Annotated in this window: 19 protein-coding genes; 12 read left to right on the top strand and 7 right to left on the bottom strand. The window is 36.8% G+C overall.

All coding sequences use genetic code 11. The annotated features are described in order from the left end of the window. Positions 1–37: 37 nt before the first annotated feature. Positions 38–1,345: an acetyl-CoA C-acyltransferase FadI gene (gene fadI, locus H4J57_RS11150; RefSeq protein ID WP_070376076.1), complete on the bottom strand. Its 1,308-nt coding sequence runs from the start codon at positions 1,343–1,345 to the stop codon at positions 38–40. A 246-nt stretch (positions 1,346–1,591) separates the two neighbouring features. Here fadI and H4J57_RS11145 point away from each other — a divergent pair, with 246 nt between their 5' ends. From H4J57_RS11145 to H4J57_RS11110, 8 genes are read left to right on the top strand one after another with little or no spacing between them, the layout of a single operon-like run. Then, the gene (locus H4J57_RS11145; protein WP_182242942.1) at positions 1,592–2,557 is read left to right on the top strand and encodes a MoxR family ATPase; all 966 of its coding nucleotides are present in this window, start codon (positions 1,592–1,594) and stop codon (positions 2,555–2,557) included. 59 nt (positions 2,558–2,616) lie between these two features. Beyond that, positions 2,617–3,645, top strand: coding sequence for a DUF58 domain-containing protein (locus H4J57_RS11140; protein WP_182222076.1), 1,029 nt, complete (start codon positions 2,617–2,619; stop codon positions 3,643–3,645). Continuing rightward, on the top strand, positions 3,633–4,142 hold the full coding sequence (locus H4J57_RS11135) for a DUF4381 domain-containing protein (RefSeq protein WP_182222075.1): 510 nt from the start codon (positions 3,633–3,635) through the stop codon (positions 4,140–4,142). The genes H4J57_RS11140 and H4J57_RS11135 overlap by 13 nt, the downstream gene beginning before the upstream one ends. Next, complete coding sequence (locus tag H4J57_RS11130; RefSeq protein ID WP_182222074.1) at positions 4,139–5,137, top strand: VWA domain-containing protein; 999 nt, start codon at positions 4,139–4,141, stop codon at positions 5,135–5,137. The genes H4J57_RS11135 and H4J57_RS11130 overlap by 4 nt, the downstream gene beginning before the upstream one ends. 1 nt (position 5,138) lies before the next feature. Continuing rightward, a complete protein-coding gene (locus H4J57_RS11125; protein ID WP_182242940.1) occupies positions 5,139–7,061 on the top strand; it encodes a VWA domain-containing protein in 1,923 nt (640 codons plus the stop codon). 5 nt (positions 7,062–7,066) lie between these two features. After that, positions 7,067–8,743 carry a BatD family protein gene (locus H4J57_RS11120; protein WP_182242938.1) on the top strand — a complete coding sequence of 559 codons (1,677 nt, stop codon included), beginning with the start codon at positions 7,067–7,069 and terminating at the stop codon, positions 8,741–8,743. 58 nt (positions 8,744–8,801) lie between these two features. Further along, positions 8,802–9,317: a sigma-70 family RNA polymerase sigma factor gene (locus H4J57_RS11115; RefSeq protein WP_070377194.1), complete on the top strand. Its 516-nt coding sequence runs from the start codon at positions 8,802–8,804 to the stop codon at positions 9,315–9,317. Then, a complete protein-coding gene (locus H4J57_RS11110; protein ID WP_182222071.1) occupies positions 9,310–10,023 on the top strand; it encodes a DUF3379 family protein in 714 nt (237 codons plus the stop codon). Before H4J57_RS11115 ends, H4J57_RS11110 begins: the two co-directional genes overlap by 8 nt. 790 nt (positions 10,024–10,813) lie before the next feature. On the opposite strand, the gene putP is transcribed toward H4J57_RS11110, so the two are convergent. Further along, entirely contained in the window at positions 10,814–12,307 is a 1,494-nt protein-coding gene (gene putP / locus H4J57_RS11105) for a sodium/proline symporter PutP (protein WP_182230443.1), read from the bottom strand. A 255-nt stretch (positions 12,308–12,562) separates the two neighbouring features. Here putP and H4J57_RS11100 point away from each other — a divergent pair, with 255 nt between their 5' ends. Then, a complete protein-coding gene (locus H4J57_RS11100) occupies positions 12,563–13,789 on the top strand; it encodes an EAL and HDOD domain-containing protein (protein WP_182242936.1) in 1,227 nt (408 codons plus the stop codon). Between the two features lie 130 nt (positions 13,790–13,919). Here H4J57_RS11100 and H4J57_RS11095 read toward each other — a convergent pair whose 3' ends face one another. The 4 genes from H4J57_RS11095 to H4J57_RS11080 form a co-directional block, all read right to left on the bottom strand. Continuing rightward, the gene (locus tag H4J57_RS11095; protein WP_182222068.1) at positions 13,920–14,729 is read right to left on the bottom strand and encodes a DUF2884 family protein; all 810 of its coding nucleotides are present in this window, start codon (positions 14,727–14,729) and stop codon (positions 13,920–13,922) included. Between the two features lie 165 nt (positions 14,730–14,894). Next, entirely contained in the window at positions 14,895–16,019 is a 1,125-nt protein-coding gene (gene zapE, locus H4J57_RS11090; RefSeq protein ID WP_182242934.1) for a cell division protein ZapE, read from the bottom strand. Positions 16,020–16,138: 119 nt separating this feature from the next. After that, the gene (locus tag H4J57_RS11085; protein WP_070376065.1) at positions 16,139–16,345 is read right to left on the bottom strand and encodes a cold-shock protein; all 207 of its coding nucleotides are present in this window, start codon (positions 16,343–16,345) and stop codon (positions 16,139–16,141) included. A gap of 282 nt (positions 16,346–16,627) precedes the next feature. Then, on the bottom strand, positions 16,628–17,176 hold the full coding sequence (locus tag H4J57_RS11080; RefSeq protein ID WP_182242932.1) for an RNA methyltransferase: 549 nt from the start codon (positions 17,174–17,176) through the stop codon (positions 16,628–16,630). A gap of 413 nt (positions 17,177–17,589) precedes the next feature. Here H4J57_RS11080 and lepB point away from each other — a divergent pair, with 413 nt between their 5' ends. The 3 genes from lepB to H4J57_RS11065 all read left to right on the top strand — a co-directional run bounded on the left by lepB (position 17,590) and on the right by H4J57_RS11065 (position 20,551). Next, positions 17,590–18,252, top strand: a complete 663-nt coding sequence (gene lepB / locus H4J57_RS11075) for a signal peptidase I (protein ID WP_182215073.1) — start codon at positions 17,590–17,592, stop codon at positions 18,250–18,252. A 154-nt stretch (positions 18,253–18,406) separates the two neighbouring features. Further along, positions 18,407–19,501, top strand: a complete 1,095-nt coding sequence (locus tag H4J57_RS11070) for an HDOD domain-containing protein (protein WP_182242930.1) — start codon at positions 18,407–18,409, stop codon at positions 19,499–19,501. Between the two features lie 279 nt (positions 19,502–19,780). Then, positions 19,781–20,551 (top strand): peptidylprolyl isomerase, encoded by a 771-nt coding sequence (locus tag H4J57_RS11065; protein ID WP_182242928.1) that lies wholly within the window; start codon positions 19,781–19,783, stop codon positions 20,549–20,551. Positions 20,552–20,561: 10 nt separating this feature from the next. On the opposite strand, the gene arfB is transcribed toward H4J57_RS11065, so the two are convergent. Next, positions 20,562–20,975, bottom strand: a complete 414-nt coding sequence (gene arfB / locus H4J57_RS11060) for an alternative ribosome rescue aminoacyl-tRNA hydrolase ArfB (RefSeq protein ID WP_070376061.1) — start codon at positions 20,973–20,975, stop codon at positions 20,562–20,564. Positions 20,976–21,090: the final 115 nt, after the last annotated feature.

Raw genomic sequence — 21,090 nt, 5'->3', positions numbered from 1 at the left:
GCTTCATCGTTTGCTTGAGTGTTATTAGGTGCAGTCATTAGTCAGTCTCCACTATCATTGCAGCGCCTAAACCACCAGCGGCACATGCGGTAGTTAACCCCGTACCTCCACCTCGACGATTTAACTCATTAAGGGTTTGTACAATTAAACGGGTACCTGTTGCTGCAAAAGGATGACCATAAGCTAACGAACCACCCATCACGTTAAATTTAGCCATATCAATATCGCCAATCGCTTTATCTTGACCTAATTGCTCACGGGCAAATTTTGTGCTGGCAAACATTTTCATATTAGCAAGCGCTTGTGCTGCAAAAGCTTCATGCATTTCAATTAAATCTAAATCTTTTAATTCCATACCTGCACGCTTAAGTGCTAATGGCGTCGCATAACTTGGACCCATAAGCATATCTTGCCAAACATCAATGGCAGCGAAAGCATAACTTTTGATATAACCAAGCGGTTTATAACCTAATTCTTTTGCACGCCCTTCACGCATTAAAATAATGGCAGAGGCACCATCTGTTAATGGTGTACTTGTTGCAGCAGTCACTGTGCCGTGTTTTCTATCAAAACAAGGACGTAATTTTTTATAACTGGCAAGTTCTGAGTTCTCACGAATACAGTTATCTTTTTCAATAAAACTTTTATAAGGTTCACTGTAGGCGGTCATCACCTCACCGGCTAACTTACCTTCTTGCCAACTTTTTGTGGCTAAAGTATGCGAACGATGTGCTAATTCATCTTGAGCTTCACGAGAGATATTATGGGTTTTGGCCATCTGCTCTGCAGTCTGCCCCATCGATATACCCGTAGAGTATTCTGCAACAGCTGGTGGAACAGGCATAATATCTTTTAGGCCCAACTGACGAATAAGTGATATTTTTTGCCCCAAGCTTCTCGCTTTACTTAAATCAAGTAAGATACGAGCAAACTTTTTTGACACACCAATAGGCGCAACTGATGAAGAATCAGCACCACCAGCAATACCCACATCAACATAACCTGCCATAATAGCTTCTGTTACATTAACCGTTGATTGGAAGCTTGTTGCACAAGCCCTTGAGACACTATAGGCGTCGGTATTTACATTCATGCCAGTACCCAAAACAATTTCGCGGGCAATGTTTGGCGCTTCAGGCATTTGTACCACTTGGCCAAAAACTAATTGATCGATAATAGTAGGGTCAATATCATGCTTTTTTAGCAATTCATTAACGACAATTTTTCCTAAATCTACTGCTGGTACACCATGAAAAGCAGTGGCTTGTTTTGCAAAAGGTGTTCGCAACCCAGCCACTACAGCGATGCGTTCTCCGTTTCGAGTCGTTAAATTCATTTTTGTCATGTTTTACCCTTCTATCGTAATATCTAATTTTATCGTCTTCAAACCAAGAGGTCTGACCACTTATTGATTGCTTTATTCTAACCTCAAATGAAATAAATACAACTCCCAGCTAAAACGTGAGCTATTCATTCGAAAATAAATTGTTAAAAATCATGTCAAATTGTAAAAAATCCTTGTTTTATGGTACCTGAACCTTATATATATACCCATAGGTTTAACAATAAAAACAAGTAAGTGGTAGTTAGCATGGCAATTGAACATTTTTCATCTTTAAAAGAATACTTATCTCAACAAATTATAGGTCAACACGCCCTTGTTGAAAATTTACTTATTGCATTGCTTGCCAATGGTCACCTAATTGTAGAAGGTCCTCCCGGCTTAGCAAAAACTCGTGCCGTAAATGCATTAGCTGAAGGTATTGAAGCTGATTTTCACCGCGTGCAATTTACCCCCGATTTATTACCTGCTGATTTAACTGGCACAGATATTTATCGCCCTGAAGATGGCACTTTTGTTTTTCAGCCGGGTCCTCTTTTTAGAAATTTAGTACTCGCTGATGAAATCAACCGCGCGCCAGCAAAAGTACAATCTGCTTTATTAGAGGCGATGGCAGAGGGACAAATTACGGTTGGACGTAATACTTATCCTCTTCCTGACTTATTCTTAGTGATGGCAACACAGAATCCTATTGAACAAGAAGGTACTTACCCTCTTCCTGAAGCACAATTAGATCGCTTCTTAATGCACATTGAAATTGATTATCCTGATGCTGTAAGTGAATTAGCTATTTTAAAGCTCAACCGCGGTGAAGCACTTCAACATGGCAAAGAAAGTAAAAAACTGGTAAAAGAAATATCGCAAAGTGATATTTTTGCTGCTCGCGACCAAGTGATGGAAATTCATATGGCACCGGCCATTGAAAATTATATTGTTGATTTAATTATGGCGACGCGTACTCCAGAAAAATATGATGACCAATTAAAAAAATGGCTCGCTTATGGCGCAAGTCCCCGAGCAACTATTGCACTTGACCGATGTTCACGTGCTAGAGCTTGGTTACATAACCGTGATTTTGTTAGCCCTGAAGATGTACAAGCCGTATTCCATAATGTATTACGTCACCGCATTTTGCTGACTTACCAGGCTGAAGCTGAAGGTATTAACAGTAATCAACTTCTTGATCACTTACTAAGCTTAGTCGCTGTTGCTTAAATAGCATTAATCGCTTTAACAACATCAAATAATGAACGATCAATCTTGTAAGTAAATTTATGTGGCTTAATCAAAAAAAAGAACAAAACCAGCAAGACGTTTCAAATCTGCTTAGTAGTGTTTTAAGTAATGGTATTGAATTATCAATCGATGAATTAATTCAATACCAAAACAAAACTAAACTCATTGATCTCGCTGCGCGTAAAAGTCAGCATGGTCAAATGTCAGGTAATTACTTATCTCGTAGTAAAGGGCGAGGTATGGAATTTGACGAAGTACGTCATTATCAAAATGGTGATGATATACGTGCCATCGACTGGCGAGTAACAGCACGAACAGGTAAAACCCATACTAAAATTTTTCGTGAAGAAGTTGAACGTCCAGTACTCGTAGTAACCGACCTCAGTAATTCAATGCTGTTTGGTAGTCAGCTTTTATTTAAATCAGTACAAGCTGCACACTTAGCGGCATTAGTGACTTGGCATGCTAAAGGCCGAGGCGATAGAGTCGGCGGTATTGTTTTTAATCAACATAAACATAGTGAATTAAAACCGCGCAGTCGCAAACAAGGCGTGCTTCATTATTTATACAGTTTAGTAGAAACTCATCAACATACGTTATCTATCGAACAGCAAAAACACGAAGAACATTTGTCTATTGAACAACAGCATAATTCTGCTAATGCTGCTTTTGAAGAGAATTGTGCACGACTAAGACAACTTGCTCGCCCTGGAAGTTTGGTTTATTTAATCACCGATGGTAATTATATTAGCCAAGAAACTATCCGCCACTTATCCCATATCAGTCGTCATTGTGAACTAGTTGTCTGTTTGATAAGTGATCCGCTTGAGCACGACTTACCTAATAGTAAACATAAAATGAACGTTACGGTGACCGACGGAAACTCGCGACAGCAATTATTGATTGGTGATGAAAAGGCGACTAAAAATTATCATCAACAAGCCAATGAACGAGTTCAATTGAAAAAAGATTTATTACTTAAAGCAGGCGCCCGAGTATTGCACTTCTCATCAGGTCAAACTTTAGAGCAACAATTAACTGACGGAGTCGCCTCATGGAAGCGTTAAAACAACCGTCTGAGCAATTAGCTCAATTAAAAGATATTCACTTACCAGAGCAGGTTCATAATTACCCATTCGCTTATGGCTGGTGGATCTTACTTGCGTCTATATTAATAGCGCTTATTTTCGTTACTGTAAAATGGCAAAGACGCCGAAAATTATCTCATGCTAAAAAACTAGCATTATCAAAACTTCAAAGCACCGATAATAATGACGAAATAATCACTTTATTAAAATGGGCTGCATTTCAGTATTTTCCACGAAATGAAATTGCCTCGTTACATGGCGAACGATTAAAAGATTTTTTCAAGAACACGTTAGCAATTAAGCATCAAGAAAAATTTCTAACCTTATCTGAACAGCAATTTAGTCATAAATATCAGCTCACTAAAAATTCAGAAAATGAAACGTTGAAGGAAGCCGCTCATCTTTGGCTCAGTCAAGCGCTTCCGCCGCAGTTACTAAAGCAAAATTCGGTAACAAAACATGAGAAACAGTCATGATTAATCTACTACTACCTTGGGTATTGTTAGCGCTGCCGATACCATTATTAATGTATCTATTACCAGCAAAGAATCAAAACCAAGCGGCAGCATTAAAAATGCCAATACTAATTCAAAATACCTCTAGTGAACGTTTTTCAGCTAAAACTAAAAAGTCTCCACGTATTTTGTTTTTACTGATTTGGAGCTTAATTGTTATATCTGCCAGTCAGCCGCAATGGCTTGGCGAAGCAGTAAATGTACCCACCGAAGGGCGCGAAATGATGATAGCTGTAGATCTGTCTGGCAGTATGCAAGTTGAAGACATGCAAATAAATGGCAGCACCGTTAACCGCCTAGATATGTTAAAAGTATTATTAGGTGAGTTTATTGAACGTCGCACCGGTGATCGTTTAGGTCTTATTCTCTTTGGTGATGATGCCTATATGCAAACACCAATGACCTTTGATAGAAAAACAGTACAGCAGATGCTTGATGAAGCCGTATTAGGTTTAGTCGGTAAACAAACTGCAATTGGAGATGCTATTGCTTTGGCAGTAAAACGCTTTGATACAAAGAAACAATCAAATCGTGTGCTATTACTGTTAACCGATGGTCAAAATACGGCAGGTAAAATAACCCCAGAACAAGCATTAGAACTCGCAGTAGCAAAAAACATTACCATTTATTCAGTGGGCATTGGCGCTGATGTAATGATTCAAGATTCAATTTTTGGTAAACGTCGCATTAACCCATCTAGCGAATTAGATGAAGAGTCGTTGCAACAATTGGCTAGCAAAACAGGTGGATATTATTTTCGTGCCCGTGACAGTAAAGATATGAGTGAAATATATCAATTACTCGATGCGCTAGAACCGATAGAGCAAGACCAACAGCAAATGCGTCCCCTTACGGCATTATTTTATTGGCCATTATCAGCAGCATTATTATTATCATTTCTTTATCTAATTTGGCTGAACCTACCCACTATCACATTAAAAGGAGCGAATAGTTAAAATGGCAGACTTTCACTTTATTCGTCCTTGGTGGTTATTAGCCATCATTGCCTTAATTTTTGCGTTAAAACTCCTCAAAAAATACCGGTTGAGCCAATCTGGCTGGCAACAATTGCTTCCAAAACATTTAGCAAGTGTCTTGGTTGATAAGCAAGACAGTCGGCAGAAGTTGTCACTTACTTTACCTTTTATCATAGGTTTATTAGCAATTGTAGCTTTAGCCGGACCTACGTGGAAAAAACTGCCACAACCCGTTTATCAAATAGCACGTGGCTCGGTGTTGATCATGGACATGTCGTATTCTATGTATGCTACTGATATTGCGCCCAATCGATTAACAAGATCGCGTTACAAAGCGATTGATTTACTCGAACAATTAAATGAAGGTGAAATAGGCTTAATCGCCTATGCTGGTGATGCTTTTACGATTAGCCCTCTGACAGCCGACATTAATAATATTAAATTGTTATTGCCATCTTTGTCCCCTGAATTAATGCCAGAACTTGGTAGTAACCCTTTAGCTGCGCTAACGCTCGCTCACGATATGCTGGTTAATGCTGGTCATAGCAAAGGTGATATATATTGGTTTACTGATGGTATCGATAATTATGACATTCAAGACATCACCGATTGGAGTAGAAGCAATAATCATCGGTTGAATATTTTAGGCATAGGCACAACAACTGGAGCGCCAATAAAGCTTAATAATGGTGAACTGATGAAAGATACGAGTGGTTCTATTATCGTTCCTAAATTATCAATATCAGCCTTAAAAGGCGCAGCAAAAAGAGGCAGTGGTTATTATGCAACACTCGCTAACAATAATAGTGATATTGAAGCGTTACTTCGACAACCCAGTGATATTGAAGATCAACAACAAAAAGAATCTTCAAATACGGGTGATCAATGGCAAGAAGCGGGTCCCTATCTATTATTTTTAGTCTTAGCCTTGTTGTTGCCCTACTTTCGCCGAGGCCGTTTATTAGCGATATTGCCATTCATATTATTAATGTCACCCGTTGATAAAAGCTACGCGCAAAGCACAACATTACCAAGCACTACAAAACCCAATGCAGTGCTAACAAAAGAATCAGTCCCAGACAAACAGGTGACTGATGATTTTTGGAAAAATTTATGGCAAACCAAAGACCAACAAGGACAACAACAATTCAACAGTGAAGCTTTTGAGCAGGCAGCCACTAGTTTTGAGGATTCATCTTGGCAGGGGAGCTCTTATTATCGCTCAGGAAATTACGAGCAAGCATTAAAAGCATTTCAACGCCAAAACACTGCGGAAGCTCTGTATAACCAAGGTAATTCTCTAGCGCAATTAAAACGTATTGATGAAGCAATTAAAGCGTATGAACAAGCGTTACTAAAAGAGCCACAGCATCAAGATGCAAAAGCTAATAAAGCTTACCTTGAAGAGTTAAAAAAACAACAAGAGCAGCAACAAGAAAACCAAGAACAGAACAACGAAGAAAACAACGACAAAAATCAAGAGCAGCAAGACCAGCAAGAACAAAACGAGCAAGAAAATCAGGGGAAAGATCAAGAGCAGAAAAACAGTGAAGATCCAGCTCAGCCAAGTGAATCTGAGCAACAAGATGATCAAAAAGAAGCGACTGACAAAGAGCAGACCGAACAAGAAAAGTCTCAACAAGAACAAAAAGATAAAGCCGAGCAGGAAAAACAAGCTAAAGAAGAGGAAGGTAAAGAAGACGACCCAAGCCAACCCGAGCAAACACCTGCTCAGCTTCGTGCCGCCGAACAATTAGCAGAAGAGACCGAACAAAAACACCAACAATTACTCAACAAAGTAACTGATGATCCTTATATGTTACTGAGAAACAAAATGCAGCTCGAATATCAAAAGCGCCGCAATAGTCGAAGTAGTCGCGCAAAAGGAAAAAAACAATGGTAAAAATAATGACCCAAACAATAATAGCCCTACTAACTATTTTGCTCAGTAATACGCTTTTTACCCCTAATGCGTTTGCGGCAACTCAAATTAGTGCAACTATTGATAAAAATCCTATCGTGGTTAATGAGTCTTTTATTTTAAAAATCACCATAGATGACGATGTCGACACCAATGCTTTAAATACCTCCGCGTTATTAAAAGACTTTGTCGTTGGTAGAACATCGGTAAGTTCTCAAACCAGTATGGTTAATTTTAAAACGACACAAACAACAACCTGGACTACTTTGCTAATAGGCAAATCAGCAGGCGATTTTATTATTCCTCCTTTCACCATAGCGGGCATAAACTCTCAAGCCATAAAAGTACAAATATTAGCTGAAAATGATCCGCTTGCTGACAAACAACAAGACATTTTTATTACCACTGAAATATCGACCAAAGAAGTCTATGTTCAACAACAATTAACCTTAACAGTAAAGCTGCACTTTGCTGCAGAATTGAAGCGTGGCAGCTTAAGCGAACCAACGTTAGAAAGCGCCAGCATTACTCAAATTGGAAAAGATAAAGAAGAAGATACTATTATTAATGGCCGTCGCTATCGAGTTATTGAAAGAACCTATGCAATAAGTCCTAAAAATAGCGGTGAATTTACGTTAAAGTCACCGCTGTTCTCTGGCGAAATCTTAGTGCCTTCAACGCGAAGAAATAACATGTTTAGCTTTTCAGAAACTAAACCTGTTAGTGTCATTGGCGATGAAATTCAACTGCTAGTTCGTCCTATCCCCGAAACATTTCAAGGCACGTGGTTACCGAGTAATTTACTGGCTATTCATCAAGACTGGCAACCTGATTTAACAACGTTCAAAGTAGGCGAGCCGATTACGCGCATCATTACCTTAACTGCAGCAGGTTTATCCGAAGAACAATTGCCACTTTTAGAAATGACGGTGCCCAAAGGCCTGAAAGTCTATCCAGACCAAGCTCAATTACATACCGGCATGAGCAGTGGCCATTTGGTTAGCCAAAAAGTTAGAAATTTTGCCATTGTTGCCAGTAAGCCTGGCGAATATCAGCTACCGGAGATAAGTATTCCGTGGTGGAACACCGTCACTAACCGTTATCAAATCGCTACAATTGCTGCTCAAAAAATTACAGTTTTACCTAATAGCGAGCTTAACAGCGCTCCAGCTGTCATGAAAAATCAGCAAAACAAAGTACTTATTCCAACGGAGACAATTGTTGTTACTCAAGCATCCTGGCTACAATGGCTATTTTTAACCTTATGGCTACTTACTGCTTTAGCATGGTTTATCAGTGCAAAACGCTCTAGACCATTGGCAGTAAAAACAACGAAGATTGATAATATAAATAATAATCCCTACTTATCTTTATTAGCCGCCTGTAAAAAAAATCAAGGCTTAGAAGTGCTCGCTTTAATATCGCCATGGATAAATACCTTACAAGCAAAAGCAGGTAACAAAATAACAGCAACACTTGATGATGCGTTAATCGAGATTAATGATAAGAAATTTCAGGACGAAATTGAGTTGTTACAGCAATGTTATTATGGGAAAGAGCAAAAAACTTGGCAAGGAAAGGCCTTAACAAGCTTAATTCAAGCGATTAATAAGCAAGGATTAAAAGTAAATGAAGCTAAGGTTTTAACTCTGAATCCAAGATAAAAATGAAATATATTTTTAAAAGCGAAATAAAATAATGTCAGCTCAGGTCTCTTACAACATGGCAACAAAACAAGTTAGATATGAAGCACTAGTTAAAGCTTTGCATGGCGATTTATTCCGTTATGCTTATTGGCTATGTCACGACAAACATGTGGCTGAAGACTTAGTGCAAGAGACATTTTTACGGGCATGGCGAGCTTTAGATTCATTAAAAGATGAAAAAGCAGCTAAGTCATGGCTGATCACAATTTTACGACGAGAGAATGCTCGTCGTTTCGAACGTAAACGATTTGATATGAGTGAATATGAAGAAGCCACTATTACCGATACTAAATCAACAAGTAGCGAGCAAGAAATTGAAAACTATTGGCTGCGTGAAAAAATAGCACAAATGCCAGAAGAATACCGAGAGCCATTAGTTTTACAAATTATTGGTGGTTTTTCAGGTGAAGAAATAGCTAAACAGCTCGATTTAAATAAGAATACCGTGATGACAAGGTTGTTTAGAGCGCGTAATCAATTAAAAGAAGCTTTAGATAATACTCCCAAAGTTAGAGGTCAATACAATGGATGATTTGCAATTTAGACGTCGTATTTATGCAGATCCAAATACACGTGATGAAGATATGCTTGCTGCAATTCACAGTGACCCTGCCAAGCAAAATTTTACACAAGAACTTGAAAGTTTAGACAGTAAACTCTTTCAAGCGTTAAATATTGAAGTACCTACAGGCTTAAGCGATAAACTTATTTTACGTCAAACAATGGCTAGTCATCAGCAGCAAAAACGTAAAAGTCGTGTGCGTTTAGCTTTAGCTGCGTCTGTTGCCTTTGTTATGGGTTTAACGATTAATTTTATGCAGTTTTCTAATGCATATAACAACCTAGGAGATTATGCGATAGCTCATATTGCCCATGAAGAAGGACATTTCTCTAACACTTCAACTGCAAATGTGAGCTTAGCCTCTCTTAACGATAAAATGGCGACGTTTAATGGCAGTTTTACAGATAGCATAGGCAAATTAATGTTTGCTAATTATTGCCGGTTTGATGGCATGAAAAGCCTGCACTTAGTTTTTCAAGGTGCAACAAGCATGGTTACTGTTTTTATTGTTCCCAATAATGAAGAGCTTGAATTTACCGCTGATTTTTCAACAGATAAATTAATAGGAAAATCCCAACACTTTAAAAACAGTAATATTATTGTGGTTGCTGACAAAAGTGAATCGCTTACGCAGTGGCAAACAGCCATCGATAAAAATATTAGCTGGTCTATTTAAGTCATAAAAATATTATTTTACTGTTAACGTCGTCGCACATGAAACCATGGCGACGACGTTCTTAATCCCCTCTTATTAAAACTCCATTGCTCTTGCACTGAAACCGTCATATTAATACTAAAATCCCCAGACTAAACGCGTTTCAGTATCTAGTACTCACCTCCCAAACCATAGAAGCCAAAGTCGTCATGCTTAACTCGTTTCAGTATCTAGTACTCACCTCCCAAACAACAGAAGCCAAGATCGTCATGCTGAACGCGTTTTCAGTATCTAGTACTGACCTCCCAAACAACAGAAGCCAAGATCGTCATGCTGAACTCGTTTCAGTATCTAGTACTTAACTCAATTCAAGCAACAGATACCAAGATCGTCATGCTGAACTCGTTTCAGTATCTAGTACACACCTCATTAAAATAGAGACTAAAATAACATATACGTTCCTTACCATCCTTGGCACCACACTATTGCCATCAGGGATGAAGGTACTTATGATTTGTCAGGAACAAAAATCATGACCGTTCATCCTGAACATATACGTTCCTTGCCATCCTTGGCACCACGCTATTGCCTCCAGGGATGGAGGTACTTATGATTTGTCAGGAACAAAAATCATGACCGTTTATCCTGAACATATACGTTCCTTGCCATCCTTGGCACCACGCTATTGCCTCCAGGGATGGAGGTACTTATGATTTGTCAGGAACAAAAATCATGACCGTTCATCCTGAACATAAAAAGCCCGTTATTGAACATCAATAACGGGCTTTATTTAAGCGAGTTTACAATACCATTAATCGATATTGTGCTGCTCTATCATCTCATCAAACATCTTTTCAACAGATTCATCAGGTGCCGCGGTCAAGTTACTCACCACAACAATCGCTATTGTTGAAAGTATAAAACCAGGAACAATTTCATACATCACTGAACTCAATAGTTCACCACCGACAGTTATCGGAGCATAAATCCAAATAAGAACGGTTATAGCACCCGTTAACATACCTGCTAAAGCGCCTTGTTTGTTCATTTTTTTCCAGTAGAGACTTAAGATAACTAGTGGTCCAAATGCGGCGCCAAATCCTGCCCAAGCATTACTAACCAAACTTAAAATAGAGCTATTTCGGTCATAAGCTAAAGATATCGCAACAATAGCAACTAGAAGTACAGATAAACGGCCAACAAAAACAAGCTGTTTATCGGTAGCATCTTTATTTAGAAACGCTTGATAAAAATCACCAGTTAATGAGCTTGATGTCACTAATAATTGAGAAGAAATGGTGCTCATTATAGCAGCTAAAATAGCGGCTAATAAAAAGCCAGAAATGAGAGGGTGAAATAAGACCTGAGAAAATAATACAAAAATAGTTTCTGGATCGGTTAATTCTGTGCCCGTTTTCGCCACATAAGCAATACCAGCAAAACCAGTTGCCATAGCACCACAAATAGAAACGATCATCCAAGTCATACCAATACGACGAGCAGCAGGTAAATCTTTAACTGACCGGATTGCCATAAAGCGCACAATGATATGTGGCTGGCCAAAATAACCTAAGCCCCAAGCCATCGCTGAAATAATCGCCAGCGCACTAACACCATTGAACATATTAAACTTTTCAGCATCAATAGAATGAATAACATCATTCATTGCTTGTACGCCACCAATGTCGCTTATGACCACAAAAGGTACCAGCACAAGCGCTACGAACATAATACACCCTTGCACAAAATCGGTTAAGCTTACGGCTAAAAAACCACCAAACATAGTATAAAGTACAACAACACCTGCGGTAACGTAGAGCCCAACTTCATAATCTAATCCGAAAGAGCTTTCAAACAATTTACCACCAGCAACGATACCTGATGAAGTATAAAGCGTGAAAAAGACAATAATAACAATTGATGAAACTACGCGTAGCAAATGGCGCTTATCATTAAAACGGTTTTCAAAGAAATCAGGTAAAGTTATCGAATCATTTGCTACTTCGGTATAAGTTCTCAAACGAGGCGCAACAATTAAATAATTAAAATAAGCACCAATTACTAAACCTACGGCGATCCAAATACTGCTTAAACCTGTTACATACATAGCACCTGGTATGCCCATTAGCATCCAACCACTCATGTCAGAAGCCCCAGCGGAAAGAGCCGTCACGGAAGGACTTAGATTACGCCCTCCTAGCATATAACCTGCTGCGTCACTGGTCGATTTTTTAAAGGCATATAAACCTATACCGATCATGACAATAAAATATAAACCTAAAGAAAATAATGTACCAAATGCCAAATTAACCTCCGAAAGTATTATTATATTTTTACTAAGTAAAAAAAATGTTAAAAACTTCTGTTACTAAGCAAAAAATAGATTAAGCTAGTATGACTAGATATTTTGCTATTACTATACTTTTATTGTTTTCAACTATATTAAAGGTATTATCCATGTAATATTCTTATGCCAGCAACTAATATATAAAAATAGTTGATGCTAATTTATCCTTTTTCCAATATATTCAATATAGTTACGAAAATATCAGGAATTTTTATGTATTTTTATGCCGCCAGGCAACCCATTCTAGATAAAGACAAAAACCTTTTTGCCTATGAATTGCTATTTAGAGACAGCATTGACAACGTTTTTCCTGATATCGATGGCGATGAAGCCACCACAAAAATGATTGAAGCAAGTAAATTTAACTTAGGTATAGGAGAATTTACTGGTAATAAGCCCGCCTTTATTAATTTTACCCTTGAAACATTAAGTCTTGGTTACGCAAATATGCTGACCACTGATGAAGTCGTCGTTGAAATTCTTGAAACGGTTAAGCCGGGTAAAAAGCTATTAGCTATTTGCAAAGATCTTTATGAACAAGGTTATACACTAGCGCTAGATGATTATGAACATCAAAAAGTGTGGATACATTTTTTCCCTTATATCAAAATAATAAAAATAGATTGGAAAATATCCACTGTTGAAGAAATTAAAGAAGTTAAACAAGCGATTACTAATTTCCCTGATATTAAATTGCTTGCAGAAAAAGTTGAAACTTACGACGAGTATAATCAAGCACTAGAATTAGGCTTTGAACTATTCCAAGGCTTTTTCTTTGCTAAGCCTGAGATGATAAAAACTAAAAGTCTCTCTCCATCACAGATTGCCATGGCTGAGTTACTTTATGAAACATCAAAACCCGAATTAGATTTAATCAGTATTACTTCAGTCTTTGAACGCGATGTAACGCTTTCTTATAAACTCTTACGATATGTTAACTCGGCGATATTTCGCAGACGCAATGAAATATCAACGATAAAACAAGCACTTGTAACACTAGGGTCACAAGAATTAAAGCGCTTTTTAGGATTGATGTTTGCTATAAATGTTAACCCTGATAAACCTTCAGAGTTAATTAATTCAGCGATGGCTCGTGCTAAATTTTGTGAACTTGTCTCAAAGGATATAAATGCTCCAATAGATTCATCTATTGCTTTCTTAACGGGCTTATTATCATTAATTGATGCCATTTTAGATGAAAAACTTGAAACTGTTTTAGAAAAGTTACCACTTGCGCAAGAGATAAAGATTTCTTTACTCACTAAGAAAGGCGTATTGGCTGAATTAATCCAGTTATTAGAGTACATTGAACATGCACAATGGGATGAAACCACTATTGTTATGAAGAAGTTAGGTATAGAAAAGGAAAAAGTCATTAGAGATTACAACCAAGCACTTTCTTGGGCTGACGAGCAGTCACAGATGACAAATGGCAGTTAATTAAGTCAATGGTTCGATTGACAAAAAACAAGTAACTGAATTATTTACTTGTTTTTATTGTCAATGATTAGAGACTAACGCGCCCATGTTATAATAGGCGATAGAGAATTTTATCTATATTTAGTTAAAATTACATAAGTTCTTTAGCGTTTTTAGATGAAACAGTAGTGGTTAATAAATTAAAGTCTTTTAATACTATTATTTCGTTAGTTAACCTGTCTTCAAGTGCATCGATGTCGACAACAGATTGACAAAGTACTTCACTACTTTTTTTAATTTGTTCACCACGAGATTCCATTTCGTTTTCCATTTTTTCACCGAAATCCTCCATGCGAGATTCAAAAGCGTTCATATCGCCACCAGAGAAAAGCATCTGTTGCCCTACCGCTATCATTAAACTACCAATCGAATTTTGCACCGTCTTTTCTATTGCACTTTCAATACGTTGCTCAAAATCTTCGTTGAAAAAGTTTTCTCCTGAAAAACCATCCTCGTCAAAATAAATGTCATTATCACTGGTTAAGCCCAGATCAACTTCTTTACGTATCTCTGAAAGTTGACTAGTAATTTCAGCACTCAGCGTATTATCTTGACCGAGTAACTCATTAAACGCTAAATTAATGCCGTCATTCGCAAGATCAATAGCATCTAATGCAACACTTTTTACTTGTGGAACTGCAGCCCTAATGCCAGACGAATAATCATGAACCAAGGATTGCTGATTATCTGTTAAGTCAACTTGAACACCATTGACATATAATCGTTCATTATCAACAATTTTATAGAGTGGCAGTTTACTTTTAGAGAATTCAATAGCGGTTGGCGTAATTTTAATACCACCAGATATTGTTGCATTGCATGAGTCATTTGTAAAAGATGCGGTGGAAGCGAACGTACTGCTGCTTGCCAATATAAGTGCTGTTGCGATGAGTGTTTTCATATTATGCCCTTCGATTGTTATCGATTAAATAATGCCTAACTTAATATAGACATTACAAAACTAGTGCCAACTAGTAAAACCAATAAAATTCAATAAGATACAAAATAAACATAGAATAAAATGAAAATTAAATACCATTTATTAGTGAAATAAACACATTTGTGGCTAATATGCTAATTGTTGCATTTCAATGAGACGGGATTGGCAGCGAGCAAACTCAAAACTTAATTGCTGTCCTTGGTAAAGCTCAATAATATCAACTTCAGCATTAATAATAAGTCGTATATTTCTATCATAAAATTCATCAACAACAGCAATAAAGCGCCGAGCTTCATCATCTAAGTGGCGAAGTTGGCTTAACAATTTACCGTCGCGTTGATAGTCATCTTCTACGCCTGATATAACAGACGTTATGCGCTCTCCGTCAAATTGAGGAACTTGGTCAAGCAATACCAATTTAAAATGATCAGCTAGGCTAATGTAGTCTCGCTGACTTCTAGGACCAGAACATAGTGCATAAAAATCAAAAAGTATAATAGTATCTGTTTTCGCTTGAAAAGGGATTTTACGGTGGTTAACAGTTATATTACCTGAAGTACCTTCAATACCCGTAATATCTAAAAACCTTTGTCTAAGCGTTTTGTTATTTAATGGGTAAGTATAGTCGCGATATGCAATTGCGGTTTCATCATAACGGTCTAAGCGATGATCTACAGCACCATCAACCGATAATACTTGGCAATAATCGTTAATTAAATCTATAGTAGGCATAAATCTTTCGCGCTGTAACCCATTACGATAAAGTTCTTCGGGTCGACAGTTAGAGGTAGCGATTAAAATAATATCTTGTTGAAAGAACGCCTGAAATAAGCCAGAAAGCAACATAGCGTCACCAATATCTGAAACATAAAACTCATCAAAACACAGTACTTTGATCTTTTTAGCCCATTGCTTAGCAATAAACGTTAATGGATCACTTTGTCCTGTACATAAATTTAATTGTTGATGTACTTCTTCAATAAAGCGATGAAAGTGAATACGTTTTTTAGCAGTAACGGCTAAATTTTGAAAGAAGAGATCCATAAGCATGGTTTTACCACGACCGACTCTCCCATAAAGATAAATACCACGAATAGCAGACGATTTTTTCAGTCGTTTAGCAAGCCAAGATTTACGCTCATGTTGATAGATTTGTTCAGAAAGATCATCAAGTTTGGCAACGGCATTAACTTGTGCATAATCGTATTTAAAATTATTCGAAGTAGATAGAGCTTGGTAAGCTGAAAGCATATCTTAAGTTTTAAACGTTGAAACTAAATTTTTCCCACAAAAAAAGGGTGAGACATAAGTCTTACCCTTTTTAGCAATTTATTTGTATGAGGTAACCTAAGTTAGCTCAAGATACAAAATTAAAGAGCTTGAATGTTCTCAGCTTGAGGACCTTTCTGACCTTGAGTTACAGTAAACTGTACTTTTTGGCCTTCAGCTAGAGTTTTGAAACCGTCGCCAGAGATTGCAGAAAAATGTGCGAAAACGTCAGGACCAGATTCTTGCTCGATGAAACCAAAACCTTTAGACTCGTTGAACCATTTTACTGTACCAGTAGTTGTAGACATAATAGTATCCTATTTGTTTAATATAATTAATCTTAATTTTGTTTTAGCCATTAAATAAATTTAATTCACTAAAACGATGATGCTGAGAGTGTTGCTATGACTTATTAAACAGGACGAGCTACTAACATAACTTCGAAACTTGGTACATAAATATAGGTAGTACTTTCTAGCTGCGTGCATTGTATATCGTTGACAGAAAGAGTCAAGTTTTTTATCGACTTTATTAATTCTTTTGTTTGTTTTATGAACAAACCGTTAGATTAACACTATCAACAAGCCATTTTACTGTTTCACTTTTACCGTGTTATTTGTATCTCTACTTTTTCGGATAAGTTCATCGTCACCAATAGCTATTGCAGACTTTGCTAAGCGGTCATAAAGTAAAACATTTACTGTTGCTGCCAAATTCATACAACCATTCGTTGGAATATATACCACAGCATCAGCTTTATCGATAACAGCCTGACTAATAGTGCCATCTTCAGGGCCAAACACATACATAGCATTTTTAGGGTGAATGAAGGCCGGCAATGGCACCGCTCCTTCAATTAAATCAACACATATTAGCTTGCTCCCATCGGGTAAACTTTCCACCAAAGATTCAACACCAATTAAAGGTATTTTTTTACTGGCACTTTGTGTGTCGGTATGAAATTTCGCGGCTCTTGCATACCTAACACCACTGTAGAGTACGCTATCAACTTGATAACATCCTGCTGCGCGCATTACAGCACCGACATTACTTGGGCTTTTAGGATCGGTTAAACCTAAGGTTATCTCAGCTGATTCAGCGTTTTTATGTTTTAACGGTACTTTTATCTTTTTAGTCATTAATATAATCGTTTTGGTTAGTTACTTTACAAATACAGGTAAATTCTACAGGAATTCTCCTTAGCTTTAATAAAAAATTCAAGTAAATAGTAATTTTTTATTTGTTCTCAAGTTAACGTTTGATTTTATCTAGTCTACCTTAGCGACCCATAGTTTAAGCTCGAAACCTATAGTGATATGAACACTAAATAAGTTTCACACTAGCAAGTGAAGTGACCAACGAAGTTTACTTTTTAAAAATTATACAAAGCTATTATTAATGCATTATTCATGAGTTCTTTCCTTGTTAAACAGTAAAGTTGTCATAATCCGTTACATTTCATAAGCAACAAATCAAAAAATAATGGTCATAATAAACTAAGATTTTCTGTTAATAACTATACCTGTGTCATCAATATTTAAAAGGAAAGAAAATGAAAAATAGTCTCAAGAAACTATGGAAAGAAAATAAGTTATTATTTATTTTTATTGGTTTAATGTTAGTTTTTCGTAGCGCTGTCGCTGACTGGAGTGACGTACCTACAGGTTCGATGAAACCAACAATTGTTGAAGGCGATAGAATTTTTATTAATAAAATGGCTTATGATATTCGCTTACCCTTCACTCATATTTCTCTTGTTACACTTTCAGAACCACAAACCAATGACATCATTATTTTTGATTCAGTGGTCTCAGATAAACGTTTAGTAAAACGTGTAATTGGTGTTCCAGGTGATACAGTTACTATGAGAAACAATAAATTAATTATAAACAACCAAGTGATTAGCTACAAAAAAGAATCAACAACAAACCTGCCATCGAACAATTACCACGACAAGATTGAGACGATCAATGGCCAGCCACATTTTATTCGAACCAGTAAGTTGGCGTCACAATTGGATAACTTCAACCAAGTTATAGTGCCTACTGGTCAGTATCTAGTTCTGGGCGACAACCGAGATAATAGTGCAGATTCGCGGGTAATTGGCTTAGTGCCAAGGAAGGAAATTGTTGGTAAATCTAGTCAAGTCGCTTTTTCTCTAGATTACAACAATAACTTTTTACCACGCACTAATCGTTTTTTTCATTCACTTTAAATGTTTGTTAACTAATGGTACTTTTTGCTCAGATTTTAAATCACATTAGGTAAATTCAGACGACTTTTTTATTTTAATCTCGATAATAAACGAATTTATATCTAAACTTATATTTATATTTATATTCAGTGAATTGATAAAGGTATTCCCCTTCATGTTTAGATCGCTTCTTAGAGCTATTTTCCCTTCAGCTTTTGTTAAGAAAACTACACCTAACTATGAATATTTTCATCTGCTAAGAAGTGAAGAAGAAAGTAATAACACAGCTAATATATCTGTCTCTCAGGAACCACTTTTTTCACAAATAGATAACTTAGCTGGTCAAATAAAGGATCATCAAGAAATAGATTACGATAAGTTGTTTTTTGATTTATTGTTTGGGGATGACGACACTCAGTATATCAATAAAATTGATCCTCTTAGTGATTATGTAGCTGACCAAATAAATGACTTACTGTTACGCCCACAAAATTTAATTTCTGAACTTCCCGTTATGCCAGCTTCTGTTGATGCTGTATTAACAGCAATAAATAACAAAAATTTTAATGTTAATGAAATTTTAAACATCATTGCGAAAGAACCCAGTATGGCGGCCAGCATGATAAAACTCGCTAATACGGCTAAATACCGTCGAAGTGATGTGCCGATAGTCAGTTTAAAGTCAGCTTTTATGGTGATGGGGTCACAAGGATTACTAGAAGGCGTTGTTTATGTGTTTATTAATAATTTCAGCCCAAAAAACACGCCATATTTCAAATATTTTGGCACTAAAATTTGGCAACATGCTTTACAAACAGCTCTAATATCAAAAGACTTAGCTGACAAAAGCTCTAATATAGATAATGCTTCTGCCGCCTATTTGATTGGCTTATTAAGGAATTTAGGCGAAATGATTATCTTCGACTTAATGGTTGAAGCGTTTCATCATGTTGACCCATCCGCGACACCTAGTTCTCAAACCTTTAAAGCCTTAATTTCATATCACTCGATTAGCTTAACCGCCGCGATTGTTTCAAAATGGAATTTACCGCCAATGATCATTGAGACTATTAAACAGCAAGAAAATAAACAACTGATAAAATCCCCTTTAGCCACGCTCATTGAAGAAGCGAGCTTTATCAGTAAATTGCAAAGTTTATATAGTTATAAAAAAGTCAATCAAGAGCAATATGAACTCGCTTGCCAACAACTTAAAAATGAGCAAGTTAAAGCCTATGCATTAAATGTATTGCCAGTGACTACTGAGTAAACACCTATTGAGGGCTATTAAGGTAATAACGTTCATCAGCTTAAAAGGTATACTTTTTCTGACGATGATTCTGGTATTTATTTAACGTATGTCGTTAATAACGATATACGTTATCAGCTCTCACCTCTTTTATAGCCTCATTGATATGCTGAATAAAAACGCTACAACCACAAAATCAAATTTACAGGTAAGAAAAGCTCTTGTTGTTTTAGACTAATACTTTTAGTATCTCTAGCATTGTATTCAACTATTATTATCCCTAATAAATTTAAGGTTACTATGTATAAAAATTCTCCTAAATCACTCGTACTAGCGGGTGCATTTTCTATTGCGACACTATTATCAGTATCGAGTAATGCGACAATTGTTGAATTTGAAACTTCTCAAGGGAATTTCAAAATTAACTTACACGATCAAACCACGCCTACAACAGTAGAAAATTTTTTAAAGTACATTAACGACGGGGATTTCAACAATACTGTTGTTCATCGTTTAGTGCCTAACTTTATTATGCAAGCGGGAGGTTTTGAATTTAACGGAAACTTTCCATTAACGGCCATTGATGTCGATAGTTCCATAAAAAATGAACCCTTGTATTCAAATGTTAGAGCAACTATCGCGATGGCAAAAGTAGGAAACAGTCCTAATAGTGCAACCAGTCAGTGGTTTATTAATTATAAAGATAATAGCGCTAACTTAGATATACAAAATGGTGGTTTCACGGTGTTTGGTGAAGTTATTGAAGGTATGGATAATATTGATAAAATAGCCCTGTTACCCATTTGTCAAAGTATACCAATGCCAGACTATACCGACGAGCAATGTGCTAATAGTAATTTTGTACCTGCAAATGAAAATTTTGTAACCATTCGGACTGTTACCATTTCAAATAGTTCAACCACAACGGCTGAAAGCCTATCTCCGGTAAAAAATACGCTGATTAATCAGGAGAGCAGTTCAAGTGATAGTAGCGGTGGCGGTAGCTTATCCTACTTTGCATTACTGGGATTATCTTTAGTCGGCTTAAGACGTAAAATGAAAATATCTTAACCAATGTTAACTAGTCAGTGACCTTGCCGCGGAGTGCTTTTACATTGCCGCGGTGAGATTTACCCGCTAAGCGTCTTTTTTTGGAATTTTTTGATGGTTTAGTTTCTCTTCGAACCTTTTGAATAACCATTGCTGATTTAATCACTTCAACAACACGCTCAAGCGCAGATTCACGATTTTTCTCTTGTGTTCTATACTGTTGCGCCTTGAGAACTAAAATTCCCTCTTTAGTGATACGTTTATCTTTTAATGCTAATAAACGTTCTTTATAAAAATCAGGTAAAGACGATGCCTTAATATCAAAACGTAAATGAATCGCTGACGATACTTTATTTACATTTTGTCCACCCGCCCCTTGTGCACGAATAGCGGTTAACTCGAGTTCATTTTGATCTAACCAGACATTATTTGAAAGGGCCAACATATTTTACTTCTACTACCTTATTTATTCACACGTTAAGTATACCATTCATAATGAGAATAATAAGCTAGAAACTAAAACGGGAGCAATAGCTCCCGTAAACATTTAAGTATAACTA

It is taken from the genome of Colwellia sp. BRX8-7 (assembly GCF_014077275.1).
GTDB lineage: Bacteria > Pseudomonadota > Gammaproteobacteria > Enterobacterales > Alteromonadaceae > Colwellia_A.
The sequence above is the reverse complement of the archived record's forward strand: the minus strand, read 5'-3'. Positions and strand labels throughout refer to the sequence as shown.

What these genes read in the sequence shown, in the direction of transcription:
- fadI (WP_070376076.1), bottom strand. Translation starts at nt 1,345, where the DNA reads ATGACAAAAATGAATTTAACGACTCGAAACGGAGAACGCATCGCTGTA.
- H4J57_RS11145 (WP_182242942.1), top strand. Translation starts at nt 1,592, where the DNA reads ATGGCAATTGAACATTTTTCATCTTTAAAAGAATACTTATCTCAACAA.
- H4J57_RS11140 (WP_182222076.1), top strand. Translation starts at nt 2,617, where the DNA reads ATGTGGCTTAATCAAAAAAAAGAACAAAACCAGCAAGACGTTTCAAAT.
- H4J57_RS11135 (WP_182222075.1), top strand. Translation starts at nt 3,633, where the DNA reads ATGGAAGCGTTAAAACAACCGTCTGAGCAATTAGCTCAATTAAAAGAT.
- H4J57_RS11130 (WP_182222074.1), top strand. Translation starts at nt 4,139, where the DNA reads ATGATTAATCTACTACTACCTTGGGTATTGTTAGCGCTGCCGATACCA.
- H4J57_RS11125 (WP_182242940.1), top strand. Translation starts at nt 5,139, where the DNA reads ATGGCAGACTTTCACTTTATTCGTCCTTGGTGGTTATTAGCCATCATT.
- H4J57_RS11120 (WP_182242938.1), top strand. Translation starts at nt 7,067, where the DNA reads ATGACCCAAACAATAATAGCCCTACTAACTATTTTGCTCAGTAATACG.
- H4J57_RS11115 (WP_070377194.1), top strand. Translation starts at nt 8,802, where the DNA reads ATGGCAACAAAACAAGTTAGATATGAAGCACTAGTTAAAGCTTTGCAT.
- H4J57_RS11110 (WP_182222071.1), top strand. Translation starts at nt 9,310, where the DNA reads ATGGATGATTTGCAATTTAGACGTCGTATTTATGCAGATCCAAATACA.
- H4J57_RS11100 (WP_182242936.1), top strand. Translation starts at nt 12,563, where the DNA reads ATGTATTTTTATGCCGCCAGGCAACCCATTCTAGATAAAGACAAAAAC.
- H4J57_RS11095 (WP_182222068.1), bottom strand. Translation starts at nt 14,729, where the DNA reads ATGAAAACACTCATCGCAACAGCACTTATATTGGCAAGCAGCAGTACG.
- zapE (WP_182242934.1), bottom strand. Translation starts at nt 16,019, where the DNA reads ATGCTTTCAGCTTACCAAGCTCTATCTACTTCGAATAATTTTAAATAC.
- H4J57_RS11085 (WP_070376065.1), bottom strand. Translation starts at nt 16,345, where the DNA reads ATGTCTACAACTACTGGTACAGTAAAATGGTTCAACGAGTCTAAAGGT.
- H4J57_RS11080 (WP_182242932.1), bottom strand. Translation starts at nt 17,176, where the DNA reads ATGACTAAAAAGATAAAAGTACCGTTAAAACATAAAAACGCTGAATCA.
- lepB (WP_182215073.1), top strand. Translation starts at nt 17,590, where the DNA reads ATGAAAAATAGTCTCAAGAAACTATGGAAAGAAAATAAGTTATTATTT.
- H4J57_RS11070 (WP_182242930.1), top strand. Translation starts at nt 18,407, where the DNA reads ATGTTTAGATCGCTTCTTAGAGCTATTTTCCCTTCAGCTTTTGTTAAG.
- H4J57_RS11065 (WP_182242928.1), top strand. Translation starts at nt 19,781, where the DNA reads ATGTATAAAAATTCTCCTAAATCACTCGTACTAGCGGGTGCATTTTCT.
- arfB (WP_070376061.1), bottom strand. Translation starts at nt 20,975, where the DNA reads ATGTTGGCCCTTTCAAATAATGTCTGGTTAGATCAAAATGAACTCGAG.